The organism is Burkholderia stagnalis, assembly GCF_902830275.1.
Classification (GTDB): domain Bacteria; phylum Pseudomonadota; class Gammaproteobacteria; order Burkholderiales; family Burkholderiaceae; genus Burkholderia; species Burkholderia stagnalis.
On sequence record NZ_CADESW010000011.1, the window covers coordinates 14,002 to 37,555 of the forward strand.

The 23,554-nt window shown below is 68.4% G+C and carries 23 protein-coding genes; 9 read left to right on the plus strand and 14 right to left on the minus strand.

Going from position 1 to position 23,554, the window contains the following annotated elements; all coding sequences use genetic code 11:
• Positions 1-26: 26 nt before the first annotated feature.
• The 8 genes from HWY45_RS19495 to HWY45_RS19530 all read right to left on the minus strand — a co-directional run bounded on the left by HWY45_RS19495 (position 27) and on the right by HWY45_RS19530 (position 9,424).
• On the minus strand, positions 27-713 hold the full coding sequence (locus tag HWY45_RS19495) for a fumarylacetoacetate hydrolase family protein (RefSeq protein ID WP_060046170.1): 687 nt from the start codon (positions 711-713) through the stop codon (positions 27-29).
• Between the two features lie 123 nt (positions 714-836).
• A complete protein-coding gene (locus HWY45_RS19500; RefSeq protein ID WP_059884040.1) occupies positions 837-2,099 on the minus strand; it encodes an argininosuccinate synthase-related protein in 1,263 nt (420 codons plus the stop codon).
• 104 nt (positions 2,100-2,203) lie between these two features.
• Complete coding sequence (locus HWY45_RS19505) at positions 2,204-3,595, minus strand: MFS transporter (protein WP_059884041.1); 1,392 nt, start codon at positions 3,593-3,595, stop codon at positions 2,204-2,206.
• A 145-nt stretch (positions 3,596-3,740) separates the two neighbouring features.
• On the minus strand, positions 3,741-4,424 hold the full coding sequence (locus HWY45_RS19510) for a Fe2+-dependent dioxygenase (protein ID WP_059563017.1): 684 nt from the start codon (positions 4,422-4,424) through the stop codon (positions 3,741-3,743).
• A complete protein-coding gene (locus HWY45_RS19515) occupies positions 4,421-5,176 on the minus strand; it encodes a tetratricopeptide repeat protein (protein WP_059563016.1) in 756 nt (251 codons plus the stop codon). Before HWY45_RS19515 ends, HWY45_RS19510 begins: the two co-directional genes overlap by 4 nt.
• Positions 5,177-5,179: 3 nt before the next feature.
• Complete coding sequence (locus HWY45_RS19520) at positions 5,180-7,417, minus strand: TonB-dependent receptor (RefSeq protein WP_059884042.1); 2,238 nt, start codon at positions 7,415-7,417, stop codon at positions 5,180-5,182.
• A gap of 225 nt (positions 7,418-7,642) precedes the next feature.
• Positions 7,643-7,963, minus strand: coding sequence for a 7(1) septoil knot domain-containing protein (locus HWY45_RS19525; protein WP_059884043.1), 321 nt, complete (start codon positions 7,961-7,963; stop codon positions 7,643-7,645).
• A gap of 165 nt (positions 7,964-8,128) precedes the next feature.
• Positions 8,129-9,424: an aspartate carbamoyltransferase gene (locus tag HWY45_RS19530; protein ID WP_059563013.1), complete on the minus strand. Its 1,296-nt coding sequence runs from the start codon at positions 9,422-9,424 to the stop codon at positions 8,129-8,131.
• A gap of 224 nt (positions 9,425-9,648) precedes the next feature.
• Between HWY45_RS19530 and HWY45_RS19535 the strand changes: the two genes are divergently transcribed.
• On the plus strand, positions 9,649-9,783 hold the full coding sequence (locus HWY45_RS19535) for an entericidin A/B family lipoprotein (protein ID WP_059563012.1): 135 nt from the start codon (positions 9,649-9,651) through the stop codon (positions 9,781-9,783).
• A gap of 81 nt (positions 9,784-9,864) precedes the next feature.
• Here the strand turns inward: HWY45_RS19535 and HWY45_RS19540 are convergent, their stop codons facing one another.
• The 3 genes from HWY45_RS19540 to HWY45_RS19550 all read right to left on the minus strand — a co-directional run bounded on the left by HWY45_RS19540 (position 9,865) and on the right by HWY45_RS19550 (position 12,520).
• Positions 9,865-10,437, minus strand: a complete 573-nt coding sequence (locus HWY45_RS19540; protein WP_059884044.1) for a hypothetical protein — start codon at positions 10,435-10,437, stop codon at positions 9,865-9,867.
• A gap of 188 nt (positions 10,438-10,625) precedes the next feature.
• Positions 10,626-11,543 (minus strand): DMT family transporter, encoded by a 918-nt coding sequence (locus tag HWY45_RS19545; RefSeq protein WP_059884174.1) that lies wholly within the window; start codon positions 11,541-11,543, stop codon positions 10,626-10,628.
• A gap of 176 nt (positions 11,544-11,719) precedes the next feature.
• Positions 11,720-12,520, minus strand: coding sequence for an AraC family transcriptional regulator (locus tag HWY45_RS19550; protein WP_059884045.1), 801 nt, complete (start codon positions 12,518-12,520; stop codon positions 11,720-11,722).
• 170 nt (positions 12,521-12,690) lie between these two features.
• Here HWY45_RS19550 and HWY45_RS19555 point away from each other — a divergent pair, with 170 nt between their 5' ends.
• Both HWY45_RS19555 and HWY45_RS19560 read left to right on the plus strand, forming a co-directional pair.
• Positions 12,691-13,524, plus strand: coding sequence for a molybdenum cofactor biosynthesis F family protein (locus HWY45_RS19555; protein WP_059563009.1), 834 nt, complete (start codon positions 12,691-12,693; stop codon positions 13,522-13,524).
• Positions 13,521-14,330: an SDR family oxidoreductase gene (locus tag HWY45_RS19560; protein ID WP_059884046.1), complete on the plus strand. Its 810-nt coding sequence runs from the start codon at positions 13,521-13,523 to the stop codon at positions 14,328-14,330. The genes HWY45_RS19555 and HWY45_RS19560 overlap by 4 nt, the downstream gene beginning before the upstream one ends.
• Before the next feature lie 14 nt (positions 14,331-14,344).
• Here HWY45_RS19560 and HWY45_RS19565 read toward each other — a convergent pair whose 3' ends face one another.
• Positions 14,345-15,022: a dihydrodipicolinate reductase C-terminal domain-containing protein gene (locus HWY45_RS19565; protein ID WP_059804592.1), complete on the minus strand. Its 678-nt coding sequence runs from the start codon at positions 15,020-15,022 to the stop codon at positions 14,345-14,347.
• Positions 15,023-15,272: 250 nt separating this feature from the next.
• Between HWY45_RS19565 and HWY45_RS19570 the strand changes: the two genes are divergently transcribed.
• From HWY45_RS19570 to HWY45_RS19590, 5 genes are all read left to right on the plus strand, one after another.
• On the plus strand, positions 15,273-15,971 hold the full coding sequence (locus tag HWY45_RS19570) for an SDR family NAD(P)-dependent oxidoreductase (protein ID WP_059884047.1): 699 nt from the start codon (positions 15,273-15,275) through the stop codon (positions 15,969-15,971).
• 77 nt (positions 15,972-16,048) lie between these two features.
• Positions 16,049-16,750: a two-component system response regulator CreB gene (gene creB, locus HWY45_RS19575; protein ID WP_059884048.1), complete on the plus strand. Its 702-nt coding sequence runs from the start codon at positions 16,049-16,051 to the stop codon at positions 16,748-16,750.
• A gap of 16 nt (positions 16,751-16,766) precedes the next feature.
• Positions 16,767-18,218, plus strand: a complete 1,452-nt coding sequence (creC, locus tag HWY45_RS19580) for a two-component system sensor histidine kinase CreC (RefSeq protein WP_059884049.1) — start codon at positions 16,767-16,769, stop codon at positions 18,216-18,218.
• A gap of 105 nt (positions 18,219-18,323) precedes the next feature.
• Entirely contained in the window at positions 18,324-19,715 is a 1,392-nt protein-coding gene (gene creD / locus HWY45_RS19585) for a cell envelope integrity protein CreD (RefSeq protein ID WP_059884050.1), read from the plus strand.
• A gap of 110 nt (positions 19,716-19,825) precedes the next feature.
• Positions 19,826-20,041: an oxidoreductase-like domain-containing protein gene (locus HWY45_RS19590; protein WP_059884051.1), complete on the plus strand. Its 216-nt coding sequence runs from the start codon at positions 19,826-19,828 to the stop codon at positions 20,039-20,041.
• A gap of 15 nt (positions 20,042-20,056) precedes the next feature.
• Here HWY45_RS19590 and HWY45_RS19595 read toward each other — a convergent pair whose 3' ends face one another.
• Positions 20,057-21,517, minus strand: a complete 1,461-nt coding sequence (locus HWY45_RS19595; RefSeq protein WP_059804615.1) for an MFS transporter — start codon at positions 21,515-21,517, stop codon at positions 20,057-20,059.
• Positions 21,518-21,677: 160 nt separating this feature from the next.
• On the opposite strand from HWY45_RS19595, the gene HWY45_RS19600 reads away from it, so the two are divergent.
• Complete coding sequence (locus HWY45_RS19600) at positions 21,678-22,550, plus strand: LysR family transcriptional regulator (protein WP_059563001.1); 873 nt, start codon at positions 21,678-21,680, stop codon at positions 22,548-22,550.
• Between the two features lie 94 nt (positions 22,551-22,644).
• Here the strand turns inward: HWY45_RS19600 and HWY45_RS19605 are convergent, their stop codons facing one another.
• The gene (locus HWY45_RS19605; protein ID WP_059804618.1) at positions 22,645-23,544 is read right to left on the minus strand and encodes a LysR family transcriptional regulator; all 900 of its coding nucleotides are present in this window, start codon (positions 23,542-23,544) and stop codon (positions 22,645-22,647) included.
• Positions 23,545-23,554: the final 10 nt, after the last annotated feature.

A 23,554-nucleotide genomic window follows, 5' to 3' on the forward strand; every position in this document is an offset into this window, starting at 1 on the left:
GAAAGATGCGATTCGCGCCGGCCGCTTCAGCGCGCTCGACCGGATCGCGTCGCCACGTCGGTTGCCGCGGCGCTCGCGATCTGCACGTTCGGGCCACGTGCGGCGCGGCCTATGTGCAGGCAGAACCGCGACAAGCCTTCCACGCCGCCACGTAGTACGTCGTTGGGCCGGACGGACAGGGCGGGTTGAGTGGGGCCGGTAAAGACGAGATCTCCCTGTCTCATCGGGAACTGACGGGCGATTCGACAGACGATTTCCGATATCGGCCACGTCATTTCCTCCAGCGTCGCTTCGAAAGACGGTCGATTGTTCAGATCCAGCCACAGCAAATTGTTCTCGCATTCGAAGTCGGACGCAGGAACGAGCGTGCCGCAGATCGTTCGGCGAATCATCGGTGCGCATCCGTACGCGCCGGGCATGCCTTCCGAGATGGGGGTGACGAAATTCACGGCAACACCGTATGCCGAAATATGCGGATGCGTCCGCGAAACGGGACGGCGGCGCGTGGATTTGCCGACAACGACACATATCTCGATCTGACATGCAATGGCGACATCGGACGGACACGAAATGCCTTGTTCTAGCGAGACGATCGTCCTCATGTCGCGGACGCGAAAAACGGCAGCGTCCGCCCGTTCTTGCTGCGGAATGCCGAAGTTTCGATCGATCCCGAACGCGCGATGGATTCCGATGCAGCCTTCCCGGCCTCTCATGGCCAATTCCAGGCAGGCCGATGAAGATGAATGTTCTGTTCCGCGGACCATGACAGGTCGCGCCTCCAACAGGCTGAAATTCTCGGTGTCCGCGGTTGAATCAGGCGGTCCTTCAGCGGTCTTTCAGGCGCTCTCCAGTTCACCCGGACGGTGTTCCGCGCACACGGGCGCGGCTTCGAGCGACGCGATATCGTGCAGCTCGCGCAAGCTGCGTGCGCCGCGAACGCGTGCGGCCTGTTTCTCCCAACTGTCGCGATCGGTCAGGTAGCGTGGTTTGGCCGCGCGGATGGCGCATACGTCGGCCGCTCCTTCGCGCAGCGCGTACTTCACGATGCCGGTGACGGCGCTGGCCTGATGGGCGATGAATTGATCGATCGTGCGTCGCAGGTCGGAAAACCACCGTCCCTCGATCGCCTCGCGAACCCAGATCTGCTCCAGCGACAGCTTTTCTCGCAGCAGTTCGGGATCGAGCGTCGCCATTTCGAGATGGCGGTATGCATTCATCAGTACGTACGCGGCCGGCGCCTCGCGAACTTCCAGCACCTTCTCGCCATCATCCAGATGCTCCAGGCCGCAATAGCGTCCGATGCCGTAGGAGCCGATACGATCGTTCAGCCGAGCGATCAGTTCTATCAACGGAAGTTCGGTGTCGTCGATCGCCACCGGCGTGCCTTTGTCGAAGCGGATGGAAATCGTGCACCGCGGAATGACGCGCGTTCGTCGCGCGGTCCAGGTAAAGAGTTCTTCGGGGACGTGGAAGGCCTCGGGATTGTCGAGCGATCCGGACTCGAATTCGCGGCACCAGAGATTGGCGTCACCGCTCGTTCCGCGAGCCTGGAACGCGGTGAGCCCGGAGCGGCGCAGCGCGTCGATTTTCTCTTGCCGTGTCAGGGCCGAGTATTCGTACGGACTTCCGTGAAACCCGCCGAATCCCAACTGATGCAGCGCGCCGTTCAGCCGACGCAGGCTGTTCTGTGACTGGTTGGCCGTGTGTACGATTGCATCGCATTCGAGCAGGGTGGCCTGATCGACCGCGATGCGACAAATGACCGGCCGCGACAACGACGAACTGATGGGGTACATCGCCATGTACTGCGCATTGCAGCGTAATGCTGGCAGCACCGCATCACGGGCAAAGGCGTGGCGCCCGTCGATGACCAGCGACCTGGCGCCGAAATGCGACGCGATCATCGCGAGATCATCCCGATTGACGCCGTCGCCGAGGTCGACGGTCAGCGCGGTTACCTCGCAACCCCGATGTCTTGCCAGTTCCATCAGCACATAACTGCTGTCGACGCCGCCGCTGAATAAGGTCAGAACATGCTTGCAACTGCGGGAAACGTATTCCAGATCGGCAAAGCTGCGAATGCGGTGCTGCGTCTTCATGGTGTTCCTTGGCAGTGAATGGTTCGTCGTACGGAGGGGGCCGCGGCCCTTGCGATGCGTGGCGCCGTTTCGGCCGTGACGTCGACCTGGCCGAGCGTCTCGCGTTACGCGTGTGGTCGGTACGGCAGCAATCGAAGGCAACTGACCACGGTGCCCGTCAGTGCGAAAGCGCTGCCTGCCCACAACGCGGCGATCGGACCGTCTGCCCCCGCGACGTGAAAGCACAGGGCAACCAGCGCGGCACCCAGCGTCTGCCCCAGCAGGCGCGCCGTTGCGACAATGCCGCTGGCCCCGCCGCTGCGCTCGGGCGGTGCGCTTCCCATCAGCGCCTTGAGATTGGGCGCCTGGAAGAAGCCGAATCCGGCGCCGCACAACACCATGCGCCAGGCAATTTCGATCGTCGACGGCGACGTCGGCAGCGTGGCCAGCGATGCCATGCCGATGGATAACGTGAAGAGGCCGATCGTGCCGAGAATGCCTGCCGGATAGCGATCGGCAAGACGCCCGGCGAGCGGCGCCATGATTGCCACGACGGCTGGCCACGGCGTCATCAGGAAGCCTGTCGCGACCTGGCTGTTCCCGAGACCGGCCTGCAGGAAAAACGGCAACGACACGAAGGCAAGGCCCTGCGTCGAGAATGAGCAGACCGACGTGATCGCGGACAAGGAGAAGACGGGGCGACGGAACAGATCGACTGCCAGCATCGGCGCCGGGTGCCGTGCCTGGCGTTTCAGCAGCGCATAGCCGCAGATGGCCGCGATGATCCATTCGGCCATGATGGACGTCGTCATGCCATCATGCGAGATCGTTCCAAGTCCGAGTATGAGGAGTGCAAAAAAAGCGGCGCAAAGCAATGCGGCGACCATGTCGAAGCCATGCCGCGCGCGATGAGTGACCGGTAAGGTGCCGGCCGCCATCGCGATCGAAAGCAAGCCGACCGGCACGTTGACCAGGAACAGCCAGTGCCACGACGCAATGGACAGGATGGCCGATGCCACGGTCGGGCCGACCGTGAACGAAACGGCAACGACAAGCGCGTTCAATCCCACGCCGCGTCCAAGCAGTTTGGCCGGATAGGAAAACCGAATGAGCGCGGTGTTGACGCTCATGATGGCGGCCGCTCCGACACCTTGCAGCGCGCGTGCCGTTGCGAGCGACGGGAGCGACCATGCGAGGCCGCAGGCAAGCGAACTCAACGTGAACAGGGCAAGTCCGGCGATATAGATGAGCCGATGCCCGGCTATCTCGCCCAGGGATGCGAACGGAAGCAGTGTCGCGATCATTGCCAGTTGATAGGCGTTGACCACCCAGATCACGGAAGATGGATCGGCGCCGATGCTGGTCGCGATGGTCGGCAGGGCCGTATTGGTGATGGCCGTATCGAGGTTGGCCATGGCGACCGCAAGTGAAATGGCAATCAGCGCCGCCATCCTTTGTCTCGTCGGCAAGCCATCCTGGTGCGGGGCGCTGAGGGGCTGCAGGTCGGTAGCGGACATTGCGTGATGGCGCGAGGTTGACGAGCGAATACTTTCGCACCCGGTTAAGAATTAATCCAATGGATGTTTGGAATACCGATATCGATTCAATGGATGATGAGGGTGCGTGCGGCCGATCGTTCGGCCGGGCGGGATGCGCCCGCCATCACGCATCCGCCCACTTCCTCAACAGGTTGTGATAAACCCCCGTCAACGCAATCACCATCGCATCCTTCGCCCCTTTCTCCGCCGACAGCGCCTGAATCTGCGTATCGAGCTGGAACAGCAGCGTACGATCGCCATCATCACGCACCATGCTCTGGATCCAGAAGAACGACGCAACGCGCGCGCCGCGCGTGACGGGCGTCACGTGATGCAGGCTCGATGCCGGATACAGCACGAGATCGCCGGCCGGCAGCTTCGCGCGATGCACGCCGTACGTATCCTCGATGCACAGCTCGCCGCCGTCGTACGCATCGGGCTCCTCGAGAAACAGCGTCGCCGACAGATCGCTGCGCACGCGGAAATCCGTGCCGCGCAGCAGGCGGATCGCGTTGTCGACGTGCGTGCCGAACGCGTCGCCGCCTTCGTAGCGATTGAACAGCGGCGGGAACACCTTGAGCGGCAGCGCCGCCGAAAAGAACAGCGCATTGCGCGCCAGCGCATCCTGGATCGCGTCGCCCACCGCGCGCGCGGCGGGCGAGCCCTCCGGCAACTGGCGGTTGCGCTTCGCGAGCGCGGACTGCGCGCCCGACGTCGCATTGCCGTCGGTCCATTCGGCCTGGTCGAGCAGCTCGCGGCATTGCGCGACCTGCGCCCGGGTCAGCACCCCGGGAATGTGCAGCATCATGACGTGAATTCCGGATTCTGAACGGGCAGCCGCGCCGCCGCCGCGCGAAACGCATCGATCGGCGACGCGGCGAGATACGCGCGCATTTTTGCGACGAATGCCGGCGTCGCGGTGGCCGGCACGCGCGCGAGCCACGCGAGCGCTTCGTCGATGCGGCCGCGCTCGGCGAGCAGCCGCGCATGGTTGAACTGGCCGCGGAAATCGCCGGCCATGGCGGCGCGGCGGTAGTGATCGAACGCGAGCTCGGCGTCGGCGGGCACGACCCAGCCGTCCTCGTAGAACCCGCCGATCAGGTTGATCGACTTCGCGTGACCGAGCGCGGCCGCGCGCCGGAACCAGTCGAGCGCCGCTTCGCGGTCCTCGTCGACGCCGTTGCCGAGCGCGAGCGCGGTCGCGTAGTTGTACATGCCCCAGTCGAGCCCCGCCTGCGCGGCGAGCCGGTACCAGTAGACGGCCACCGGCGCGCACGCGGCGGTGCCCCAGCCGAACTCGTAGCAACGGCCGAGCATGTTCATCGCCATCGGATGATCGGCCTGCGCGGCATGCCGGAACCACGTGAACGCGGCCGCAGGGTCGCGCGCAACGCCGTGGCCGTCGAGCAGGTACTGCCCGTACACGGCCTGCGCGTCGACGATGCCGTTTTCGGCCGCCGCCGCGACCCACGCGGCGGCGCGCTCGGGCGGCCCGGCCAGGATCTCGGCGAACTCGCGCGGCGACACCGACGCGAGCGCCTTCAGCGACACGGCCTCCATCGATCAGTAGCGCGCGTTCAGCGTGACGAACGCCGAGCGGCCCGGCGCGATCGACGCGTAGTGCGCCGGATACGCCTGATCGAAGTACGTGCGGTTGAACAGGTTGTTCACGTTCAGCTGCAGGTCGAGCTTCTTGTTGATCCGGTATTGCGCCATCGCGTCGAAGCGCCAGTACGACGGCACCGCGCGCTGGTTCGCCGGGTCGCCGAACACTTCCGACATGTAGAACGCGCCGCCGCCGACGGTGAACTTCGGCGTCACGTCATAGTTCGACCACATCGTGAGGCTGTGCTTCGGCGTGTTCGGGAAGCGGTTGCCGTTGTTCGCGGTGTCCTTGCCGTTGTCGCGCAGCTCGCTCTTCATGTACGTGTAGCCGCCGAACACCTGCCACTGCTTCGTGATCTGCCCCGCGACGCCGAGTTCGAGGCCCTGCACGCGCTTGTTGCCGACCATCGCGTACTGGTTGTTCGGCAGCGTCACGCGTGCGTTCGTCGTGTCGATCTGGAACAGCGCGGCGGTGAGCGCGAGCTTGTCGTTCAGCACGTTCCACTTGGTGCCGAGCTCGATGCTGCGGTTCTTCTCGGGGGCGAGCTGGTCGGCGTTCGAGCCGACGCCGCCGCGGCCGGGCGTCAGCGACTGCGTTTCGCTGCCTTCGCCGAGCAGCATGCCGGCCGGCGTCGACGACGTCGCGTACGACGCGTAGATGCTGCCGTTCTGCGCCGGCTTGAACACGAGGCCGGCCTGCCAGTTCACGAGCGTGTCGTCGCGGGTGGTGGTCTTGCCGCCCTTGGCGCGGGTGTCGGTGAAGCGCGTCGAGTAGTCGTCGACGCGCAGCCCCGCGTTCACCTGCCAGCGCGGCGTGAGCTCGATCGTGTCGAAGCCGTAGATCGACTTCGTGACGGTGCGCGCGTGCGCGTAATCGTTGTCGCGGGTGATCGAGCCGGCCCACGGGTCGTTCGGGTTCGGCGACCACAGGCTCGTGCAGTTGTAGCCCGACGCCGCGCCGATGCCGTTCTGGCAGATCTTGCCGGTGCCGGTCGCGACGGTGTACGTGTCGCGCTTGCCCCATTCGCGCGTGAGCTCGATGCCGGTCGTGAAGCTGTGCTTGAACGGGCCGGTGCGGAATTCGCCGAACAGCTCGGTCAGGTTCGCGATGCTGTTGATCGAGCTGTTGCGGTTGTTGTTGCGGCGCCAGACCTTGCCGTTGATCACGTTGCCCGAGCTGTCGTCCGGCTGCGTCCAGATGTAGTCCTGCGTCGATTCCGTGTAGCGCGTGGTGTTGCGGATCGTCAGCGACGGCGTGATGTCGTGCTCGATCTTCAGCGTGCTGATGTCCGACGTCGTCTTGCGGAAATCGCGGTCGCGCAGGCCGTAGAAGTTGTGGCGGTCGACGTTCGCCGGGCCGTCGGTGACGCCCTTCGGGATGTTGAAGCCGTAGACGTACGGGATGCCGCTGTCGGGCAGGTCGTCGGTGGACAGGTGGTAGTAGCTCGCGGTCACGCGGGTCGGCGTGCCGAGCCCGAATGCGATCGACGGCGCGACGCCCCAGCGTTCGTTGTTGACGGCGTCGCGGCCCGCGACGTCGTTGTTGTGGCTCATCAGGTTCAGCCGGAACGCGGCATGGTCGGCGAACTGCCAGTTGCCGTCGGCGGTGAAGCGGCGGTAGCGGTCGGTGCCGGCGCCCGCGCTGGCTTCGGCCGTCGTGCCGAGGTGCGGCGCCTTCGTGATCAGGTTGATGCTGCCGCCCGCGCCGCCGCGCCCGCCGTATGCGCCGTCCGAGCCCTTGGTGATCTCGACGCGTTCGGTGTTGAAGATCTCGCGGGTGGTTGCGCCGGTGTCGCGCATCCCGTCGACGAACATGCTGCCCTGCGAGTCGTAGCCGCGGATGAACGGCCGGTCGCCGAGCGGGTTGCCGCCTTCGCCCGCGCCGAACGTGATGCCGGGCACGGTGCGCAGCGCTTCGGTCAGCGTGGCCGCGCCGCTGTTGCGGATCAGTTCCTGCGGGATCACCGTGACGGATTTCGGCGTGTCGACGAGCGGCGCGGTGAATTTCGTGGAAGCGGAGAAGTCGGCCTTGTAGCTGTGCTCGGTCTTGCCCTTGATCTCGATCGGCGCGAGATGGCCGTCGGTGCCGGGCGGTGCGGGCGGCGGCGCGCCGTCGGCGAACGCCGGGCCGGCCGCGAGCACGCCGCACAGGGTCGTGAATTTTCCGAGCTTCAATTCGTCAGGGCGGAACTTCATCGGTGCTTCGACCTCATCTGGTGTGGCCCCGGAGGCGATCGCTCAAAAAGCATGAATGCCGCCGGGAATTATTACGATTTGTTTTCGGCTGGCATTCTATGTAATTTCAGACGGAATGAGAAGCGTTCTTGTTTGTGTTGTTGGAAGAGTGTTGAAAAATGTTGCGGGGTGGTTGAACGGGGGGCGAGTGAACTCGGGGGGGCTGCAATGGTGGTGGGGGAGACGTTACGGTCGTACGCCCGGGGCGATGGTGGTCCACTGCACTTTGATATCAGGGGCAATGGTGACGTACTCGATTGTGAAATCGGGTGCGATAGTGACAAACTCCCACCGGCCGCAGCTGTTCGGCGCAATCCTGACACGTTCGACCTGCAGATCGGGGGCGATCGTCACGACTTGAACCCTGAGCTTGGGGGCGATGGTTACGACCTGCACCCTGCCTTTCAGGGGAATGCCCTTGTACGTGCAGCTCGAATCGACCTTGCCCGCGCTGGCCAGGCACGGGGCCAGCAGCAGCGCGAGCGTCATCGCGGTTTTGAGTTTCATGTGGACGGAATCGAAAAAGGCGGGGCGGCGTGCGCCGCAAGCGATACGTAAGTCGCGCCCGCATTTTGCCTGACGATTGAATGGGCTGCCGGGAGGGTTGATCCTTCGCGGCGGCGGTGGTGGCGGCGGCGTCCGTCCGGTGCGCCGCCGTGCCGCCCGTTTCGTTCAGTCGATCCCGTGAAACACCGCATCTTCCGGCCCGAGGTACGCGGGCGGACGCCACGTCGCGTCGCGCATCGAATGCTGCACGAGGTTCTCCACGCCGAGCAGCACCGCGAAGATCGCCATCCGCACCGGAATCCCGTTGTCCGTCTGCCGGAAGATCGCGAGGCGCGGGTCGCGGTTCAGGTCGACCGACAGGTCGTTCGCGCCGGGCCGGCTGTCGCGCGGCAGCGGGTGCATGATCAGCGTGTCGGGCCCGCAGACGGTGTCGACGAGCGCCTGGTTGATCTGGAAATCCGGCGTGTAGCCTTCGAACGACTCGTCGGCGAAGCGCTCCTTCTGGATGCGCGTCGCATAGACGACGTCCGCGCCCGCCAGCCCAGCCGCGAGATCGTGCGTCTGCTCGATCACGTGGCCGTTCTTCGAGATCTGGTCGACGATGTACGCGGGCATCTCGAGCGTCGGCGGCGACACGAGCGTGAACTTGAGGCCGCGGTACAGCGCGAGCAGCTTGACGAGCGAATGCACGGTGCGGCCGTACTTGAGGTCGCCGACGAGCGCGATGTGCGCGCCGTCGACGATCTTGCCGAGCCGCGAGAATTCCCGCTGGATCGTGTACAGGTCGAGCAGCGCCTGGCTCGGGTGCTCGCCGGGGCCGTCGCCGCCGTTGATCACCGGCAGGTTGGTCGCGCGCGCGAATTCGGCCACCGAGCCTTGCTCCGGATGGCGGATCACCAGCGCGTCGACGTAGCCGGACATCACGCGGCTCGTGTCGTAGATCGATTCGCCCTTCGCCATCGACGAGAACGTGAAGCCGGTCGTGTCGCACACCGAGCCGCCGAGCCGGCAGAACGCCGCGCCGAACGACACGCGGGTGCGCGTGCTGGCCTCGAAGAACAGGTTGCCGAGCACCGCGCCTTCGAGCACGCGCGAGATCTTGCGGCGGCGCGCGATCGGCTGCATCACGTCAGCCACGCGAAACAGCGCCTCCACCGAATCCCGCGAGAACTGGTCGACCGACAGCAGCTGCGGCTTGCCTTCGAACAGGAACTGCTTCGCCAGCCCTTGATTGTCTACGCTTTGCGTATAGTCGCTGCCTTCTGGCGGGGAGCGGTCGACGATCTCCGACACGAAGCGCTCGACGATCTCCGGCATCCCGCGCGACTCCTGGGAATCGTCCGGCAGCAGCCACGTGTCGAGGGCGCGGCGGCTGACGCCGATGCGGCTGGCGAACGCTTCGCGGGTCATGTTGAGGCGGCGCATCGCGTCGCGGAGGAAGGCTTGCTGGGGAACGGTCATCGGCGGCACCTCGCTGGAAAATATACGCGGTGCGTATATTAGTTCGAGGCCGGCCGAAGTCAAGGGAAACTTGCGTTGGCAGTGCGAACGGGCCGGGCTGGCGCAAGCCGGGCAGCTTCGTATAATCAGGTCAGGCCCCGCGGCCTGCGCTCGCAGGCCGCCGTGCCGCAGACGATTGACGACCGGCCCGCCGCCCGGGCTCATTGACTCGAAGGAGAGGGAGAATGATGCGTACGATTGCTGCAATGCTGCTGATCGCGACCGCCGCGCTGGCCGGCTGCAATACGGTTGCCGGCGTGGGACAGGACATCTCGAAGGGCGGGCAGGCGATCAGCGATACCGCGGAAAAGGCGAAGTAGGCCGCCCGCCGCACCCGGACATGACGAGCGCCGTGCCGCTCCCGCGATCGCGGGGCGGCACGGCGCTTTTTGCCTGGCGCGTCAGCCGCGCTCCGCGAACACATAGCGGCCTTGCGCCTTGCGCGGCCAGAACCACACGTAATCGGGAAACAGCCGGTTGCGCACGAAATAGACGTACACGACGAGCGCGATCGAGATCGCCAGGCCCTTCAGCGCATCGCCGGGATCCGTCGCGAGACGCTCGATCAGCTTCGGCATCTGCGCGATCGACAGTGCGATGTACGCGTGATAGATGGTGACCCGGTACGTCGCGAACCCCCAGATGAACAGCAGCGACAGCGGCACGGTCACGGCGAGGAACAGCCCGATGACGACCACGCTGGCCGTGCTCGGCGGGCCGTTCGATGCGGCATCGGCGGCGAGGGTGTAGGCCACCCACAGGCAGTACAGCAACTGAAGGATGCCAAGCGCGATCAGGAGGCGGACGTGCAGTTTGTTCTGCCGGCAGCGCTCGGGGTCGGGGCGGGACGCGATCAGGTTGGCCAGCACGCGATCCTTGACGCCCTGGCCGGATAGCGCGGCCAGCACGTCGCTCTTTTTCGAGCCTGCCGACAGCATGGCCGCGATGCTTGTTTTGGCTTCGGTCTTGTTCATGAGCGGTTGTCGGAATGGCGAGGCGCCCGGAGACGCGAATATTGCACCTCGCGGGAGCGCGCGCAATGGTTTCGCGCCGCGCGGACACATTCCTTCAGTGCATGCGGAATCGCGTCGTGATTGGCGCGGCGCGGGCTTGAATGCCGAGCCTTCATGCGACGCGCGTGCACGGGCGGCGTGCGCGGCGTTCACGCCGATTGCGCGTCCGGCGCATGCGCGGCTGCGGCCCGCCGCCGCATCGCGCCCACCAGCATGCCCGCGACGACCAGCGCGATGCCCGCGAGCCGCGTCGCGTTCAGCGCCTCGCCGAACAGCGTCACCGCGAACAGCACCGCCGACACCGGCGCGATCGCGGTGAACAGCGCCGCTTCCGTGCCGCTCGTGCGCGCGGACCCGGCGTACCAGCACAGATAGCCGAGGACGGTCGGCACCAGCGCGTAGTAGACGATCGCCGCGACGGCGCCGGTGGTCCAGCCGGCCGCGGCCGCGCGCCATTCGAATGCGGCCGGCACGAGCGCGAGCACGAAGCCGAGGCCGGACATCGCGGTCGACAGCGCAAGCGGCGCGAGCGGCGTCGCGAGCCGCCGGTTCAGCAGGATGAAGACCGCTTCGCACGCGACGGCGGCCAGCACCAGTGCGTCGCCGGCGAGCGTTTGCATCGACGGCGCCGCGTGGCCCGGCGTGAACGTGACGAGCAGCACGCCGGACGTCGCGAGCGCGGCGGCGGCGCAGTCGCGCGGCGTCTGCCGTTCGCGCAGCAGGACGGCCGCGATCAGGGTGGACATCGCCGGCAGCGTGCCGAGCATCACGCCCGCGTCGAGCGGCGACGACAGCCGCGTGCCGCTGATCAGCAGCACCGTGTAGCCGACGCCGCCCGCCGCCGCCTGCACGACGAGCAGCGCGGCGTCGCGCCGCGACACGCGCGGCCAGCGCAACCGCTGCGCGCGCATCAGTGCGAACAGCAGCGGCGTCGCGATCAGGAAGCGCAGCGCGGTCGCGGTGAATGGCGGCAAGCCGCCGGCGGCGAGGCGGCTCGCGATGACGGTGCTGCCGACGCCCGTCATCGCGGCGGCGAGATAGAGGTAGCCAATCAGTCGTGTTTTCATGCGCCGCATCGTCGCGCGGCTTGGCAGCGGGCGTCTTGAACGAAATTGCAGCGCGTTTTTTTGTACGGGCGAAACGGGAGGCGGTGCGATGGCGCTGCGAAGCGACACGCGTCGTTCCGCCTATCGCCTACAGCCTATCGCCTATCGCCTGTCGCCTATCGCCTATCGCCTATCGCCTATCGCATCGCGTGCGCGAACTGCCCCGGTGTGATGCCGAACTGGCGCGCGAACGCCCGCGTCAGGTGGCTCTGATCGGCGAACCCGGCTTCGGCGGCGGCGTCCGCGATCGGCCGGCCACGCGCGAGCAGCGCCCGGGCCACGCGCGTGCGCGACTGGATCAGGTAGGCATGCGGCGTGATGCCGAGTTCGCGTGCGAAGCCGCGCAGCAGCTGGAAGCGGCTGACGCCGCTCAGGCTCGCCAGCTCCGCGAGCGACACCGGCGCGGCGGGCGCCGCGTCGAGCCGCTCGCGCGCCGCCCGGATCGCGGGCGCGACGCCGGCCGGCGGCAGCGGGCGGCTCGCATGCCGCGCGAGCAGCCCCGCGACGAGCGTCACGAGCGCCTCGTCGCGCGCGAGCGATGCGTCGTCGCCGCCGACGACGATGCGTGCGTACAGCCGGCTCACGGCGGTGCTCAGCCGTGCGTCGCGCACGGCCGGATGCGCGAGTACGACGCCGCCGAGCCCTTCCTCCTCGGCGACGCGCATGACGAGCGCCGGCGCGAGATACAGCATCCGCCACTGCCTGCGCAGGCCGCTGCCGAGCGGCGCGCCGTCGTGCATTTCGCCGGGGTTGACCATGATCGCGTCGCCGGCCAGCGCATCGACCTGCCCACGGCCGCTCCACGACCGGTGCGCGCCGCCGACGATCACGCCGACGCCGAACTCGTCATGCGCGTGACGCGGGAATGCGCGGTCGGAATCGATGCCGAGCGCTTCGACGCCTTCACGGGTGCGGGAGTAATGGGTGACTCGATGCATGGACGCTCCTCGCGCGCCGGCCCTGGCGCGGATCAGGTGCACTGTAGCGCGTTCCGGCGGCGCGCGCCCTTCAGCCGTTTGGCCGATACCGCGCGCCGCGCGTTGCCCGCACCATGTGCACAAGCAGCGTAGATGGCCCGCCGGGCCTGAAGCTGCACGGGAGACGGCAGGTGGAACGACAGGATCCGGTATTCATCCAGGTGGGCGCGCTCGCGGACGGCTTCGCGCCCGATGCGAACATCCTCGCAACCGTCGACGCGCTCGACGGGCACACGCTCACGCTCGACGACGCATCGGGCGCATCGCGCGTCTGCACGTTCGGGCAGCACACGCTGCAATGGCGCGACGCGGCGAGCGGCGCGAGCGGCCGCGAGCCGTGCCGCGTGACGCGGCTGCGCGACGGGCTGTTCTTCGTCGACTACGTCGATTCAGCGGCGCGCGCGACGTCGGTGAGCCTCGTGATCGATCTCGACGGCGGCGTGTGGACATCGGTCACGGGCACGCTGCCGACCGAAGCCGATACGCGTATCGATGCCTTCACGCGGGTCGCGCGCGGGCTGCCGCTCACCGGCGTCGACGTCGCGTTCCGTCACGGCACGCTCGGCGCGCACGCGCACCCCGCGCCGCTGCACGCGCCGACCCGCGAGCTGATCGGCAAGCGGACGATGTATCGCTACAGCCCGACCGAATGCTACGAGCACATCTACCTGAACGAGAACTTCTATGCGTGGCAGTGCCTGGAAGGCGTGGAGCGCGGGCTGGCCGACGTGGATCGCTGTCACACCTTCCGGATCGCGGAGGCGCTGTACCTGTTCGTGTGGCGCGAGAAGGTGGTGCCGACCCTCGGCGTGGTGCTGATCGACCTCGCGCAGTGCAAGACGGACGGCAAGATCTTCGGCTACCAGGGCGGCGACTTCGGCTCGCTGTCGAACTTCCCGATCGGCGCGCATGCGCGCGTGCTGAACGACACCGTGCATCCGCTCGACGACGGAGCGGCGCGATGAGCGGCGTGCCCGGCAGCGGCCGGCTGAGCGCGGATTTCGCCGGGCGCGTCGTGCTCGTGACGGGCGCCGCGCAGGGCATCGGCGCGGCAATCGCGCGGCGCTTCGCGCAGGCCGGCGCGTTCGTGGCGCTGGCCGACCTGCAGGACGAGGCAGCACAGGCGCAGGCGGCGGCGATCGTCGACGCGGGCGGGCAGGCGCGCGCCTATCACGTCGATGCCGCACACCGCGACGCGCTGCAGGCGCTCGTCGCGGCGGTCGAACAGGACGGCGGGCGGCTCGACGTCGTCGTCCACAACGCCGCGTATTTTCCGCTGACGCCGTTCGCGCGGATCGACGAGGCGTTGCTCGAGCGGACGCTGTCTGTGAACCTGTCCGCGCTGTTCTGGCTCGCGCAGGCGGCGCTGCCGGCGTTCGTGCGTGCGGGGGCGGGGCGGCTGCTCGTCACGTCGTCGGTCACGGGGCCGCGGGTCGCGTATCCGGGGCTCGCGCACTACGCGGCATCGAAAGCTGGGGTGAACGGCTTCATCCGGGCGGCGGCGCTGGAGCTGGCGCGCAGCAACGTGACGGTCAATGGCGTCGAGCCCGGGATGATCCGCACGCCGGCGGCGGCGAATCTTGGCGATGCCGCGCTCGCCGCGCAGATCGCGCGGGACATTCCGCTCGCGCGGATGGGCGAGCCGGAGGACATCGCGAGCGCAATGCTGTTCCTCGCGTCGGCGGATGCGGCGTACATCACCGGGCAGACGATCGTCGTCGACGGCGGCGCGACCTTGCCGGAGAGCGGTGCGGTGCTGGGGGGCGCGTGAAGGCAGCGGCGCGGCTACAGCCAGCCGTTGCGGATGAACTCGACGATCGAATAGCGGCGGTTGTCGAGATCGTGGCGCCGGACAGCCTCGACGATGCGCGACACGCCGTCCGCGTAGGGCGACGCGCCGTATACGCGGGATTCGAGCTGCAGGCTGCACGCGCCGTCCTCGATGAGGATACGGTGATACGCGTGGCGGCCGAGCTGGTCGTCGGGGATCCCGCATTCGCCGCGCTGCACGTCGGGGTCGCGCACGGAGCGGATGGCGTCCGGCTGCACGCCGAGCGACCGGGCAATGCCGACCGCGGTGCCGGGCACGGACGTCTTGCCCGCCTGATGCGACTCCGTCACGCTGATTCGGCAGTCGCGAAACAGCGGGCCGCTGGTTTCCAGCATGCTCATGAACTTGAGCATCAGGATGTTCGTGTTCGGGCAGAGCACGACCGGAAAGTCGTGCGACCCGGTTTCGAGGTCGGAGCCGGTGGACAGTTCGACGAGCGGCGACGCGGTGGCCTGGCAGAACGCGATGGCGGCCGGAAGCTCCCGGCCGGAACCGGCGTGCACGACGATCGACCGGACATCGCTGCGCGCGCTGTCCGACCACGGCATCACGCGCCACGTTGCAGGGTCGAGCTGGTGCGAGCCGAGCAACTCAGTGGCCAGCTTGCCGGTTCCAACGATGAGTACTTGCATGGGATTGACGGGTTGAAGTTCGGGATTCGATACGGGGGCGGTGCGCGATGCGCGAGCAGCCGCACCGGCCTCGCGCATTATGCCCGCCCGCTTGCGCGCCGGTTGTGCAGCCCGCAGCGCCGCGTGCGAAGCGCACGGCCTCGCCCCGGCGCGCACGGACGCCCGAGCGGCGCTACGCTGTCGAAGCGCCGGCCACGCCGCAGGTGCGGCGGCCGGCATCACCCGACCCTCGATCAAGGAGAACACATCAATGAATGACGACATCAACGGAAAGGCCGTCGCGATCACCGGCGGATTCGGCCAGCTCGGCCTCGCGACGGCCGCATGGCTCGCCGGACGGGGCGCGCGCATCGCGCTGATCGGGCGGGGCGACCCGCCGCCCGTCGTGCCGGCCGGCGCGCTGTGCATCGGCGGCATCGACCTGGTGAACGCGCAGGCCGCCACCCAGGCGCTCGACGCCGCGCAGCGCGATTTCGGCCGGCTCGACGCGCTGCTCAACATCGCGGGCGCGTTCACGTGGGAAACCGTCGCGGACGGCGACGCGGCCACCTGGGACCGGATGTACGCGCTGAACGTGAAGACCGCACTGAACGCGTCGAAGGCGGCGCTGCCGCATCTGCTGCGCGGCCCGGCCGGCCGCATCGTCAACATCGGCGCGGGTGCGGCGCTCAAGGCCGGGGCCGGCATGGGCGCATATGCGGCCGCGAAGGCGGGCGTCGCGCGGCTCACCGAGGCGCTGGCGGCGGAATTGCTGGATACGGCCGTGACGGTCAACGCGATCGCGCCGAGCATCATCGATACGCCGCAGAACCGCGCGGACATGCCCGATGCGGATTTTTCGCGCTGGGTTCAGCCGCGCGAGATCGCGGCGACGATCGGGTTCCTGCTGTCGACGGATGCGCAGGCGATCCGCGGCGCGACGATTCCGGTGAGCGGGCGGGTCGCGTAGGCGGGGGGGGCGGGCCCGTCGACGCGCCGCCCGCGCGTAAAATACCGGACCGCATTGCGCGAGCAACCCCTGACACAATGAATCAGCCGAATATCCTGGTGGTCGAAGACGAACTGGCGATCGCCGACACGATCGTCTACGCGCTGGGCACGGACGGCATGCAGACCGTGCACTGCACGCTCGGGCAGGCCGCGCTCGAGCAATTGCGCGAAGGGCGCTTCGATCTCGTCGTGCTCGACGTCGGTCTGCCCGACATCAACGGCTTCGAGGTGTGCCGGACGCTGCGCACGTTCACGGAGGTGCCGGTGATCTTCCTCACCGCACGGCACGACGAGATCGACCGGATCGTCGGGCTGGAAATCGGCGCGGACGACTACGTGGTCAAGCCGTTTTCGCCGCGCGAGCTGGCCGCGCGGGTGCGGGTGATCCTGCGCCGGCTGAACCGGCCGGCGCTTGCTCCGCGCGAACCGGCAGGCGCACCGTCGAACATCGCAGCGGGCTTCGAACTGGACACCGCCGGCGCGCGCGTTGCATGGCTCGGCCACGCACTGAACCTGACGCGCTACGAATTCGGCCTGCTGGCGCTGCTCGTGCAGCATCCGGGGCGGATCTACTCGCGCGAGCAGCTGATGGATCTCGTCTGGCGTGACACGATCGACACGACCGACCGCACGGTCGACACCCACATCAAGACGCTGCGCGCGAAGCTGCGCGCGATCGACCCCGCGCGCGACCCGATCCGCACCCATCGCGGGATGGGTTATTCGCTGCAACCGTGACGACGGCCTGTTCCTCATGCATATCGGACTGCGCATCTTCTTCGGCTTTTTCCTGATCGTCGGCCTCGCGGCGCTGATCACGCTGCGGGTGTTCGTGCAGGAAGTCAAACCCGGCGTGCGCGAAGCGATGGAGGACACGCTGGTCGACACCGCGCAGGTGCTCGCCGCGCTCGCCGCCGACGACATGGCCAGCGGACACATCGGCGACGGCGCGTTCGCCCGGCAGCTCGCAAAGCTGCACGCGAGCCCGGTGGGCGCGGAAGTGTGGGGCATGCGCAAGGACACGATCAGCTACCGCATCTACGTCACCGATGCACGCGGGATCGTGCGCTACGACTCCGCCGGCGGCGCGGTCGGCCAGGACTATTCGCGCTGGAACGACGTGTACCGCACGCTGCGCGGCCAGTACGGCGCGCGCAGCACCCGCTCCGACCCGGACGACGACAGCAGCACGGTGATGCATGTCGCCGCACCGATCCGCAAGGGCGGCGAGATCATCGGCGTGCTGACCATCGCGAAGCCGAACCAGGCCGTCGCGCCGTTCATCGCGCGCAGCCAGCGCAAGATCCTGCTGTACGGCGCGCTGCTGATGGGCGGCGCGATCCTGATCGGCGTCGCGTGCACGGGCTGGCTGGTGGTCGGCCTGCGCCGGCTGCAGCGCTATGCGCGCACGATCGCGGCGGGCGAACGCGCGGTGATGCCGCTGCAGGGCGCCAACGAGCTCGCGGAGCTGGGCCGCGCGGTGGAAACCATGCACCAGCGCCTCGAGGACAGGCAGTACGTCGAGAACTACATCCACACGCTCACCCACGAGATGAAGAGCCCGCTCGCGGCGATCAGCGGCGCGGCCGAGCTGTTGCAGGAGGAGATGCCGGTGGCGAACCGCCGGCGCTTCGCGGACAACATCCGCCGCCAGGCGGGCCGCCTCGAGCAGATGATCCGCAAGCTGCTGGCGCTCGCGGAGGTGGAGCAGAAGCAGCGCCTGTCGGTGCGCGAACCGGTCGCACTGGGGCCCTTGCTCGCGCAACTGCTCGACGATGCGGAGCCGCGTGCGCGCAAGCGCGGCGTGACGCTGCGGCTGGACACGCCGGCCGATGCGCAAGCCGGCCACGTGGAAGGCGATCCGTTCCTGCTGCGCCAGGCGCTCGGCAACCTGCTGGACAACGCGCTGGATTTCGCGCCGCCCGGCAGCGCGGTCACGGTCGCCGCGCAGCGGCAGGCGGCGGGCAGGGCGCCTGTCGCGGTCATCCGCGTCACCGACGACGGGCCCGGCATCCCCGGCTACGCCATGGCGCGCGTGTTCGATCGCTTCTATTCGCTGCCGCGGCCCGACGGCCAGGATCGCAGCACGGGCCTCGGCCTGTGCTTCGTCCGCGAAGTCGCGATGCTGCACCACGGCAGCATCGCGCTGGACAATCGCCCCGAAGGCGGCGCCTGCGCGACGCTGACGCTGCCTTCGGCGGGTTGAGCGGGCGCTTCACGTTCGCCACACATTCGCTTCACGTCCGCTTCCGCGGCGCTTCACGCGGCGGGCTCATGCTGACCGGATTCCTCCACTCCGGTCTCCGATCGCATGAATCGCATCCTGATGTTCAAGTCCCTGATCACTGCGGCCCTCGTGCTGCTGATCCTGATCCCGCTGCACCTGGTCGAGAGCATCGTGCGGGAACGCACGCTGTATCGCGATGACGCATTGAAAAGCATCTGGTCCAGCTACGCGGGGCCGCAGACCGTGACGGGGCCGATCCTCGTCGTGCCGTACACGGAAGTCACCCGCGTGCGCGAAGACACCGCAGCGGGCCAGCCCGAGAAAACCCGCCTCCAGAGCGAAGCGAAACGCCTGCTCGTGTTTCCGAAGACGCTGGGCGTGAAGGGCAGCCTCGCGACCGACGTCCGCTATCGCGGCATCCACAAGGCGCTCGTGTACGACCTGCAAAGCCGCTGGGAAGGCACGCTCGCGCTGCCGGACCTGAAGCAGCTGCCGCAATCGGCCGGGCACGTGAGCTTCGCGATCGGCACGGCGTATGTCGCGTTCGGCATCAGCGACGTGCGCGGGCTGATGACGCAGCCGGTGCTGGCGTTCGGCGGCAAGCGGCTGGCGGTCGAGCAGGGCGCGCGGCTGCCAAGCCTGCGCCAGGGCGTGCACGCCGACGTCGATCTTGCCGCGTTCGCGGCCGCCGCCGGCGGCAACCCGGTGCCGTTCAGCATCGACCTGCCGCTGCTGGGCGCGCAGTCGGTCGCGTTCGCGCCGGTGGCCGACCAGAACGATTTCTCGCTGAAATCGGCGTGGCCGCACCCGAGTTTCGACGGCGCGTTCCTGCCGCGCACCCGCACGGTCGACGCCGGCGGCTTCGCCAGCGCGTGGAGCCTGACATCGTTCAACACCAAGGTGCGCGAGCAGATCGCGTCGGGCAGCGGCGACGACGCGTTCGAATCGGCGTCGGTGTCGCTGATCGAGCCGGTCAACGTCTATCTCGAAGCCGAGCGCGCGACGAAATACGGCGCGCTGTTCGTGATGCTGACCTTCGCGAGCTTCTTCATGTTCGAGCTCGTGAAGCGGCTGCGCATCCACCCGATCCAGTATCTGCTGGTGGGGCTGTCGCTCGCGCTGTTCTTCCTGCTGCTGCTGAGCCTGTCCGAGCACATCGCGTTCGGGTATGCGTATCTCGCGGCCAGTGGCGCGTGCATCGGGCTGCTCGGCTTCTACGTGTCGTTCGTGCTGCACAGCGCGCGGCGCGGGGCGACCTTCGCGGGCCTGCTGGCGATGCTGTACGCGGCGCTCTACGGCCTGCTGCTGTCCGAGGACAACGCGCTGATGCTCGGCTCGCTGCTGCTGTTCGCGATACTCGCCACCATCATGCTGCTGACCCGGCACGTCGACTGGTATTCGGTGGGCGCGGCGTGGCAGCCGCTGCTCGACAAGCCAGCCGCCGACGGCGCGAAGCCGGATGCCCCGGCGTCGTGAGCCTGCGCGTGCGCGTCATCGCCCCGAAGACGCTCGAGGTGACCCCGGTGTAACGCGGCGGCAGGCGGGATCGGCCTATACTGGGCGCTTCACCCCGACCGAATCCCGCCGTGTCCCGCAAGCCCGCTTCCGATCCGTCGCCCGACGATCCCCGTCCGACCCCGCCGCAGCAACCGGAACTCGAGGATTGCTGCAACAGTGGATGCTCGCCTTGTGTGTTCGACCTGTACGACGAGGCGCTGGCCCGCTATCGCGAAGCGCTCGTCGCATGGGAAGCGCGCCAGGCGGAACGCATGGAACCCGCGAAACGCACTGCGCGCCACTGAACGGCGGCGCGCGCGTCACGCCCCCGGATGCAGGCGCCGGTGCAACGGCCCGAGCGCCATCGACAGCAGCACGCACATCGCCAGTATCGCCACCATCGCGAACATCGACGCGCGGAACGCGTGCACGTAGTCGAGCGCGCCGGGATGCGCGCCGAGCCGCGCGAAGAACACGCCGCCGAGCGTTGCCGCGCCCACCGCCGCGCCGATCTGCAGCGTCGCGGTGACCATGCCGGACGCGACGCCGGCGCGCTCCGGCGCCACTTCGGCAAGCACGATCCGCACGATGGACGGCAGCACGAGCCCCTGTCCCACGCCCATCGCCGCGAGGCCGAGATAGAACCCGGGCCCGGGCGCGCGGGTGCCGGCGAGCGCGACCGCGGCGGCGAGGCCGGTAGTCAGCAGCGCGAAGCCGAGCGTCAGCACGCGATAGCCGCCGAGCTGGCCGACGAGGCGCGGCATCAGCAGCGGGCTTGACAGGAAGCCGAGTCCGAACGGCAGGATCGCGAGCCCGCACGCGAGCGGCGACCATTGCAGGCAGCCTTGCAGATAGATCCCGTAGCTCAGGAAGAACGCGCTCAGCATGTAGAACAGGAACGCCAGCGCGAGCCCGAGCGCGACGATCGGATTGCGGAACAGGCGCACGTCCAGCAGCGGATCGTGCCCGGCGGCGAGCCGGCGGCCCTCGACCGTCAGCAGCACGCCGAGCATCGGCAGCGCGCCGATCAGGCAGGCCGTCATCCACAGCGGCCAGCCTTCCTCGTGCCCGCGCGTAAGCGGATAGACCAGCATCAGCAGGAACAGCGACAGCAGGATCGTGCCGGGCAGGTCGATGCGCTGGCCGCGCGGCGGCCGGCTTTCCGGGATGAAGCGCCAGCTGCCGAGCAGCGCCAGCACGCCGATCGGCAGGTTGACGAGGAAGATCGCGCGCCAGCCGAGCCCGAACGGATGCAGGCTGATCAGCGCACCGCCGCCGAGCTGGCCGATCACGGCCGCGAGGCCGAACACGAAACCGTAGAGCCCCATCACCCGCACTTGCTCGTGCGGCGTGAACACGCTGCGGATCGTGGCGAGCACCTGCGGCGCGAGGGTCGCGGCGAACAGGCCCTGCAGCACGCGCCCGCCGACGAGCACCGAGCCGCTGCCGGCGAGGCCGCACAGCGTCGATGCGGCCACGAAGCCCGCCATCCCGATCATGAAGATGCGCTTGCGGCCGTACAGGTCGCCGAGGCGCCCGCCGGTGATCTGGGTCACGGCGCTCGCGCACGCATACGCCGAGATCACGAGCTGGAGCTCGGTGGGATGCGCGCCGATGCCGTCGCGGATCGCCGGCAGCGCGAGGTTCACGATGAAATAGTCGAGCGGCGGCAGGATCGCGCCGACCAGCAGGACCACGAGCGCCCAGCCGTGATGGCTGCGCGCGGTGGCGTCGGTCGCGTCCGCCGCCGTGGCGGGTGAGGTGAGCATGGGGTTCGTCATGAGCGTGTGTCCGATCGAGGCATGCCGTTGCGGCCGCGCCGGACAACGGGTCCGCACGCGCCCGGGCAGGCGAGCCGCCATTCTGGCGTCGCGCCTATGATTCGGAAAAGCGGGAAAGAGTGGTAGCATCCATCGGGTTATTCGATGGATAGGCGGGGACATGCGCGGATTCGACCTGGACCAGTTGCGGACCTTTGCGGCGGTGGCCGACGCGGGCAGCCTGACGGCGGCCGCGCCGCGGCTGCACCTCTCGCAGTCGACGGTCAGCGAGCAGGTGCGCAAGCTCGAGGCGCGCGCGGGCGTGCCGCTATTCGTGCGCAGCAAGCGCGGCGTCGAGGCCACGCCGGCCGGCAATCGGCTGCTGCATCATGCGCGGCGCATCGTGGCGCTGAACGAGGCTGCGTTCGACGAGCTGCGCGGGCAGGCGATCAAGGGCGAATTGCGCGTCGCGATCACCGACTATTACCGCACGCACGAGGTCGCGGGCCTGCTGGCGCGGCTGCGCGAGTGCTATCCGCAGCTCAGCCTGCACGTCAGCGCGATGAAGAGCGCCGAGATCGAGCACGCGCATGCGAAGGGGCAGATCGATATCGGCGTGGTCATGAACCTGTCGTCCGGGCCGTTCAGGCCGATGTCGGGCGACACGCGCTGGGTGCTGCGGCGCGAGCCGCTGTCGTGGGTCACGTCGCCCGCGCTGGCCGAGCACCTGCCCGAGCCGCTGCCGCTCGTGCTGCTTCCGGACGACTGCATGATGCATCAGGTCGCGATTCGGTCCCTCGAGGAGCAGCGCGTGCCGTTCGTGCTGGTGCACAGCGCGTCGGGCGTCGCCGGGCTGCAGTCGATGCTGGCGGCGGGGTTGGGCGTCGGCTGCCTGTGCGCGTCGGCGATCGGCGACGGCCTCATGCGGCTCGGCGCGAAATACCGGCTGCCGGCGCTGCCCGACGCGGTGTTCTCGCTCACGCCGCCGCTGCCCGGCGAACGCGAAGCCGTGACGCAGGCGCGCGAGGTGCTGGCGAGGCAGTTGCTGGTGTGACGCGGCGCCCGCTCGGCGCTCCCGGATCGGCGCTCCCGGCTCGGCGCCCCCGGCTCGGCGCTCCCAGCTAGGCGCCCCCAGCTCGGCGCCCCCGTCAATCCTCCATTCCTTCCACATAGGCACTCAGCCCGCGCACCAGCGCATCGAACGCTGCCCGGCAGCGCGGGCTGTTGCGCAGATCCTCGTGCATGACGACCCACGTTTCCAGCGGCAGCGCGATCGCGTCCGGCAGCACGCGCACCAGCCGCGCATCGCGTTTCGCGAGCGCGGCCTGGCAGATGCCGATCCCGTAGCCGGCGCGGATCATCGCGAGCTGCGCGAGGTTGCTGTCCGTGCGCAGCGCGAACGCGTCCCGGTTCCACGCCGGCAGCGCGCGGGATGCCGCGCGCAGGAACGGCGTCACCGCGTCGAAACCGATCAGCGCATGCCGCGCGAGCTCGGCGAGCGTCGCCGGCGCGCCGTGCCCGGCGATGTAGTCGTCGCGCGCATACATTCCAAGTTCGATGTTGCCGATGCGCCGCGCGACGAGCGCATCCTGCGCGGGCGGCGCCATGCGCACCGCGATGTCCGCTTCGCGCTTCAGCACGTCCTGGATGCGATCGGTGGGCACCAGCTCGACGACGAGTTCGGGATGGTCGCGCCGCAGCCGCGTGAGGATCGGCGGCAGCACTTCGACGCCGATCACGTCGCTCGCCGAGATCCGCACCACGCCGCTCGCGCCGCTCCCGTGGCTGGCGGCCGCGCGCTCGAATGCGGCGGCCGCGCTGCGCAGCGCCTCGGCATGGCCGCGCAGCGCCAGCGCGGCCTCGGTCGGCAGCAGCCCGGACGGCGAGCGGGTGAACAAGGCCTGGCCGAACGCGGCTTCGAGCGCGGCGACGTGACGGCCGACCGTCGGCTGCGTGGCGCCGAGCGCGCGCGCCGCGCCCGACAGCGAGCCCTCGTCCAGCACGGCGAGGAAGGTTCGATAGTGTTCCCAGTTGAGATCGGAGGCCATACGAAAATGT

Bases quoted from the DNA above. Each gene is read 5' to 3' on its own strand.
- HWY45_RS19495 (WP_060046170.1), bottom strand. From the start codon at position 713: ATGAGAGGCCGGGAAGGCTGCATCGGAATCCATCGCGCGTTCGGGATC.
- HWY45_RS19500 (WP_059884040.1), bottom strand. From the start codon at position 2,099: ATGAAGACGCAGCACCGCATTCGCAGCTTTGCCGATCTGGAATACGTT.
- HWY45_RS19505 (WP_059884041.1), bottom strand. From the start codon at position 3,595: ATGTCCGCTACCGACCTGCAGCCCCTCAGCGCCCCGCACCAGGATGGC.
- HWY45_RS19510 (WP_059563017.1), bottom strand. From the start codon at position 4,424: ATGATGCTGCACATTCCCGGGGTGCTGACCCGGGCGCAGGTCGCGCAA.
- HWY45_RS19515 (WP_059563016.1), bottom strand. From the start codon at position 5,176: ATGGAGGCCGTGTCGCTGAAGGCGCTCGCGTCGGTGTCGCCGCGCGAG.
- HWY45_RS19520 (WP_059884042.1), bottom strand. From the start codon at position 7,417: ATGAAGTTCCGCCCTGACGAATTGAAGCTCGGAAAATTCACGACCCTG.
- HWY45_RS19525 (WP_059884043.1), bottom strand. From the start codon at position 7,963: ATGAAACTCAAAACCGCGATGACGCTCGCGCTGCTGCTGGCCCCGTGC.
- HWY45_RS19530 (WP_059563013.1), bottom strand. From the start codon at position 9,424: ATGACCGTTCCCCAGCAAGCCTTCCTCCGCGACGCGATGCGCCGCCTC.
- HWY45_RS19535 (WP_059563012.1), top strand. From the start codon at position 9,649: ATGATGCGTACGATTGCTGCAATGCTGCTGATCGCGACCGCCGCGCTG.
- HWY45_RS19540 (WP_059884044.1), bottom strand. From the start codon at position 10,437: ATGAACAAGACCGAAGCCAAAACAAGCATCGCGGCCATGCTGTCGGCA.
- HWY45_RS19545 (WP_059884174.1), bottom strand. From the start codon at position 11,543: ATGAAAACACGACTGATTGGCTACCTCTATCTCGCCGCCGCGATGACG.
- HWY45_RS19550 (WP_059884045.1), bottom strand. From the start codon at position 12,520: ATGCATCGAGTCACCCATTACTCCCGCACCCGTGAAGGCGTCGAAGCG.
- HWY45_RS19560 (WP_059884046.1), top strand. From the start codon at position 13,521: ATGAGCGGCGTGCCCGGCAGCGGCCGGCTGAGCGCGGATTTCGCCGGG.
- HWY45_RS19565 (WP_059804592.1), bottom strand. From the start codon at position 15,022: ATGCAAGTACTCATCGTTGGAACCGGCAAGCTGGCCACTGAGTTGCTC.
- HWY45_RS19570 (WP_059884047.1), top strand. From the start codon at position 15,273: ATGAATGACGACATCAACGGAAAGGCCGTCGCGATCACCGGCGGATTC.
- creB (WP_059884048.1), top strand. From the start codon at position 16,049: ATGAATCAGCCGAATATCCTGGTGGTCGAAGACGAACTGGCGATCGCC.
- creC (WP_059884049.1), top strand. From the start codon at position 16,767: ATGCATATCGGACTGCGCATCTTCTTCGGCTTTTTCCTGATCGTCGGC.
- creD (WP_059884050.1), top strand. From the start codon at position 18,324: ATGAATCGCATCCTGATGTTCAAGTCCCTGATCACTGCGGCCCTCGTG.
- HWY45_RS19595 (WP_059804615.1), bottom strand. From the start codon at position 21,517: ATGACGAACCCCATGCTCACCTCACCCGCCACGGCGGCGGACGCGACC.
- HWY45_RS19600 (WP_059563001.1), top strand. From the start codon at position 21,678: ATGCGCGGATTCGACCTGGACCAGTTGCGGACCTTTGCGGCGGTGGCC.
- HWY45_RS19605 (WP_059804618.1), bottom strand. From the start codon at position 23,544: ATGGCCTCCGATCTCAACTGGGAACACTATCGAACCTTCCTCGCCGTG.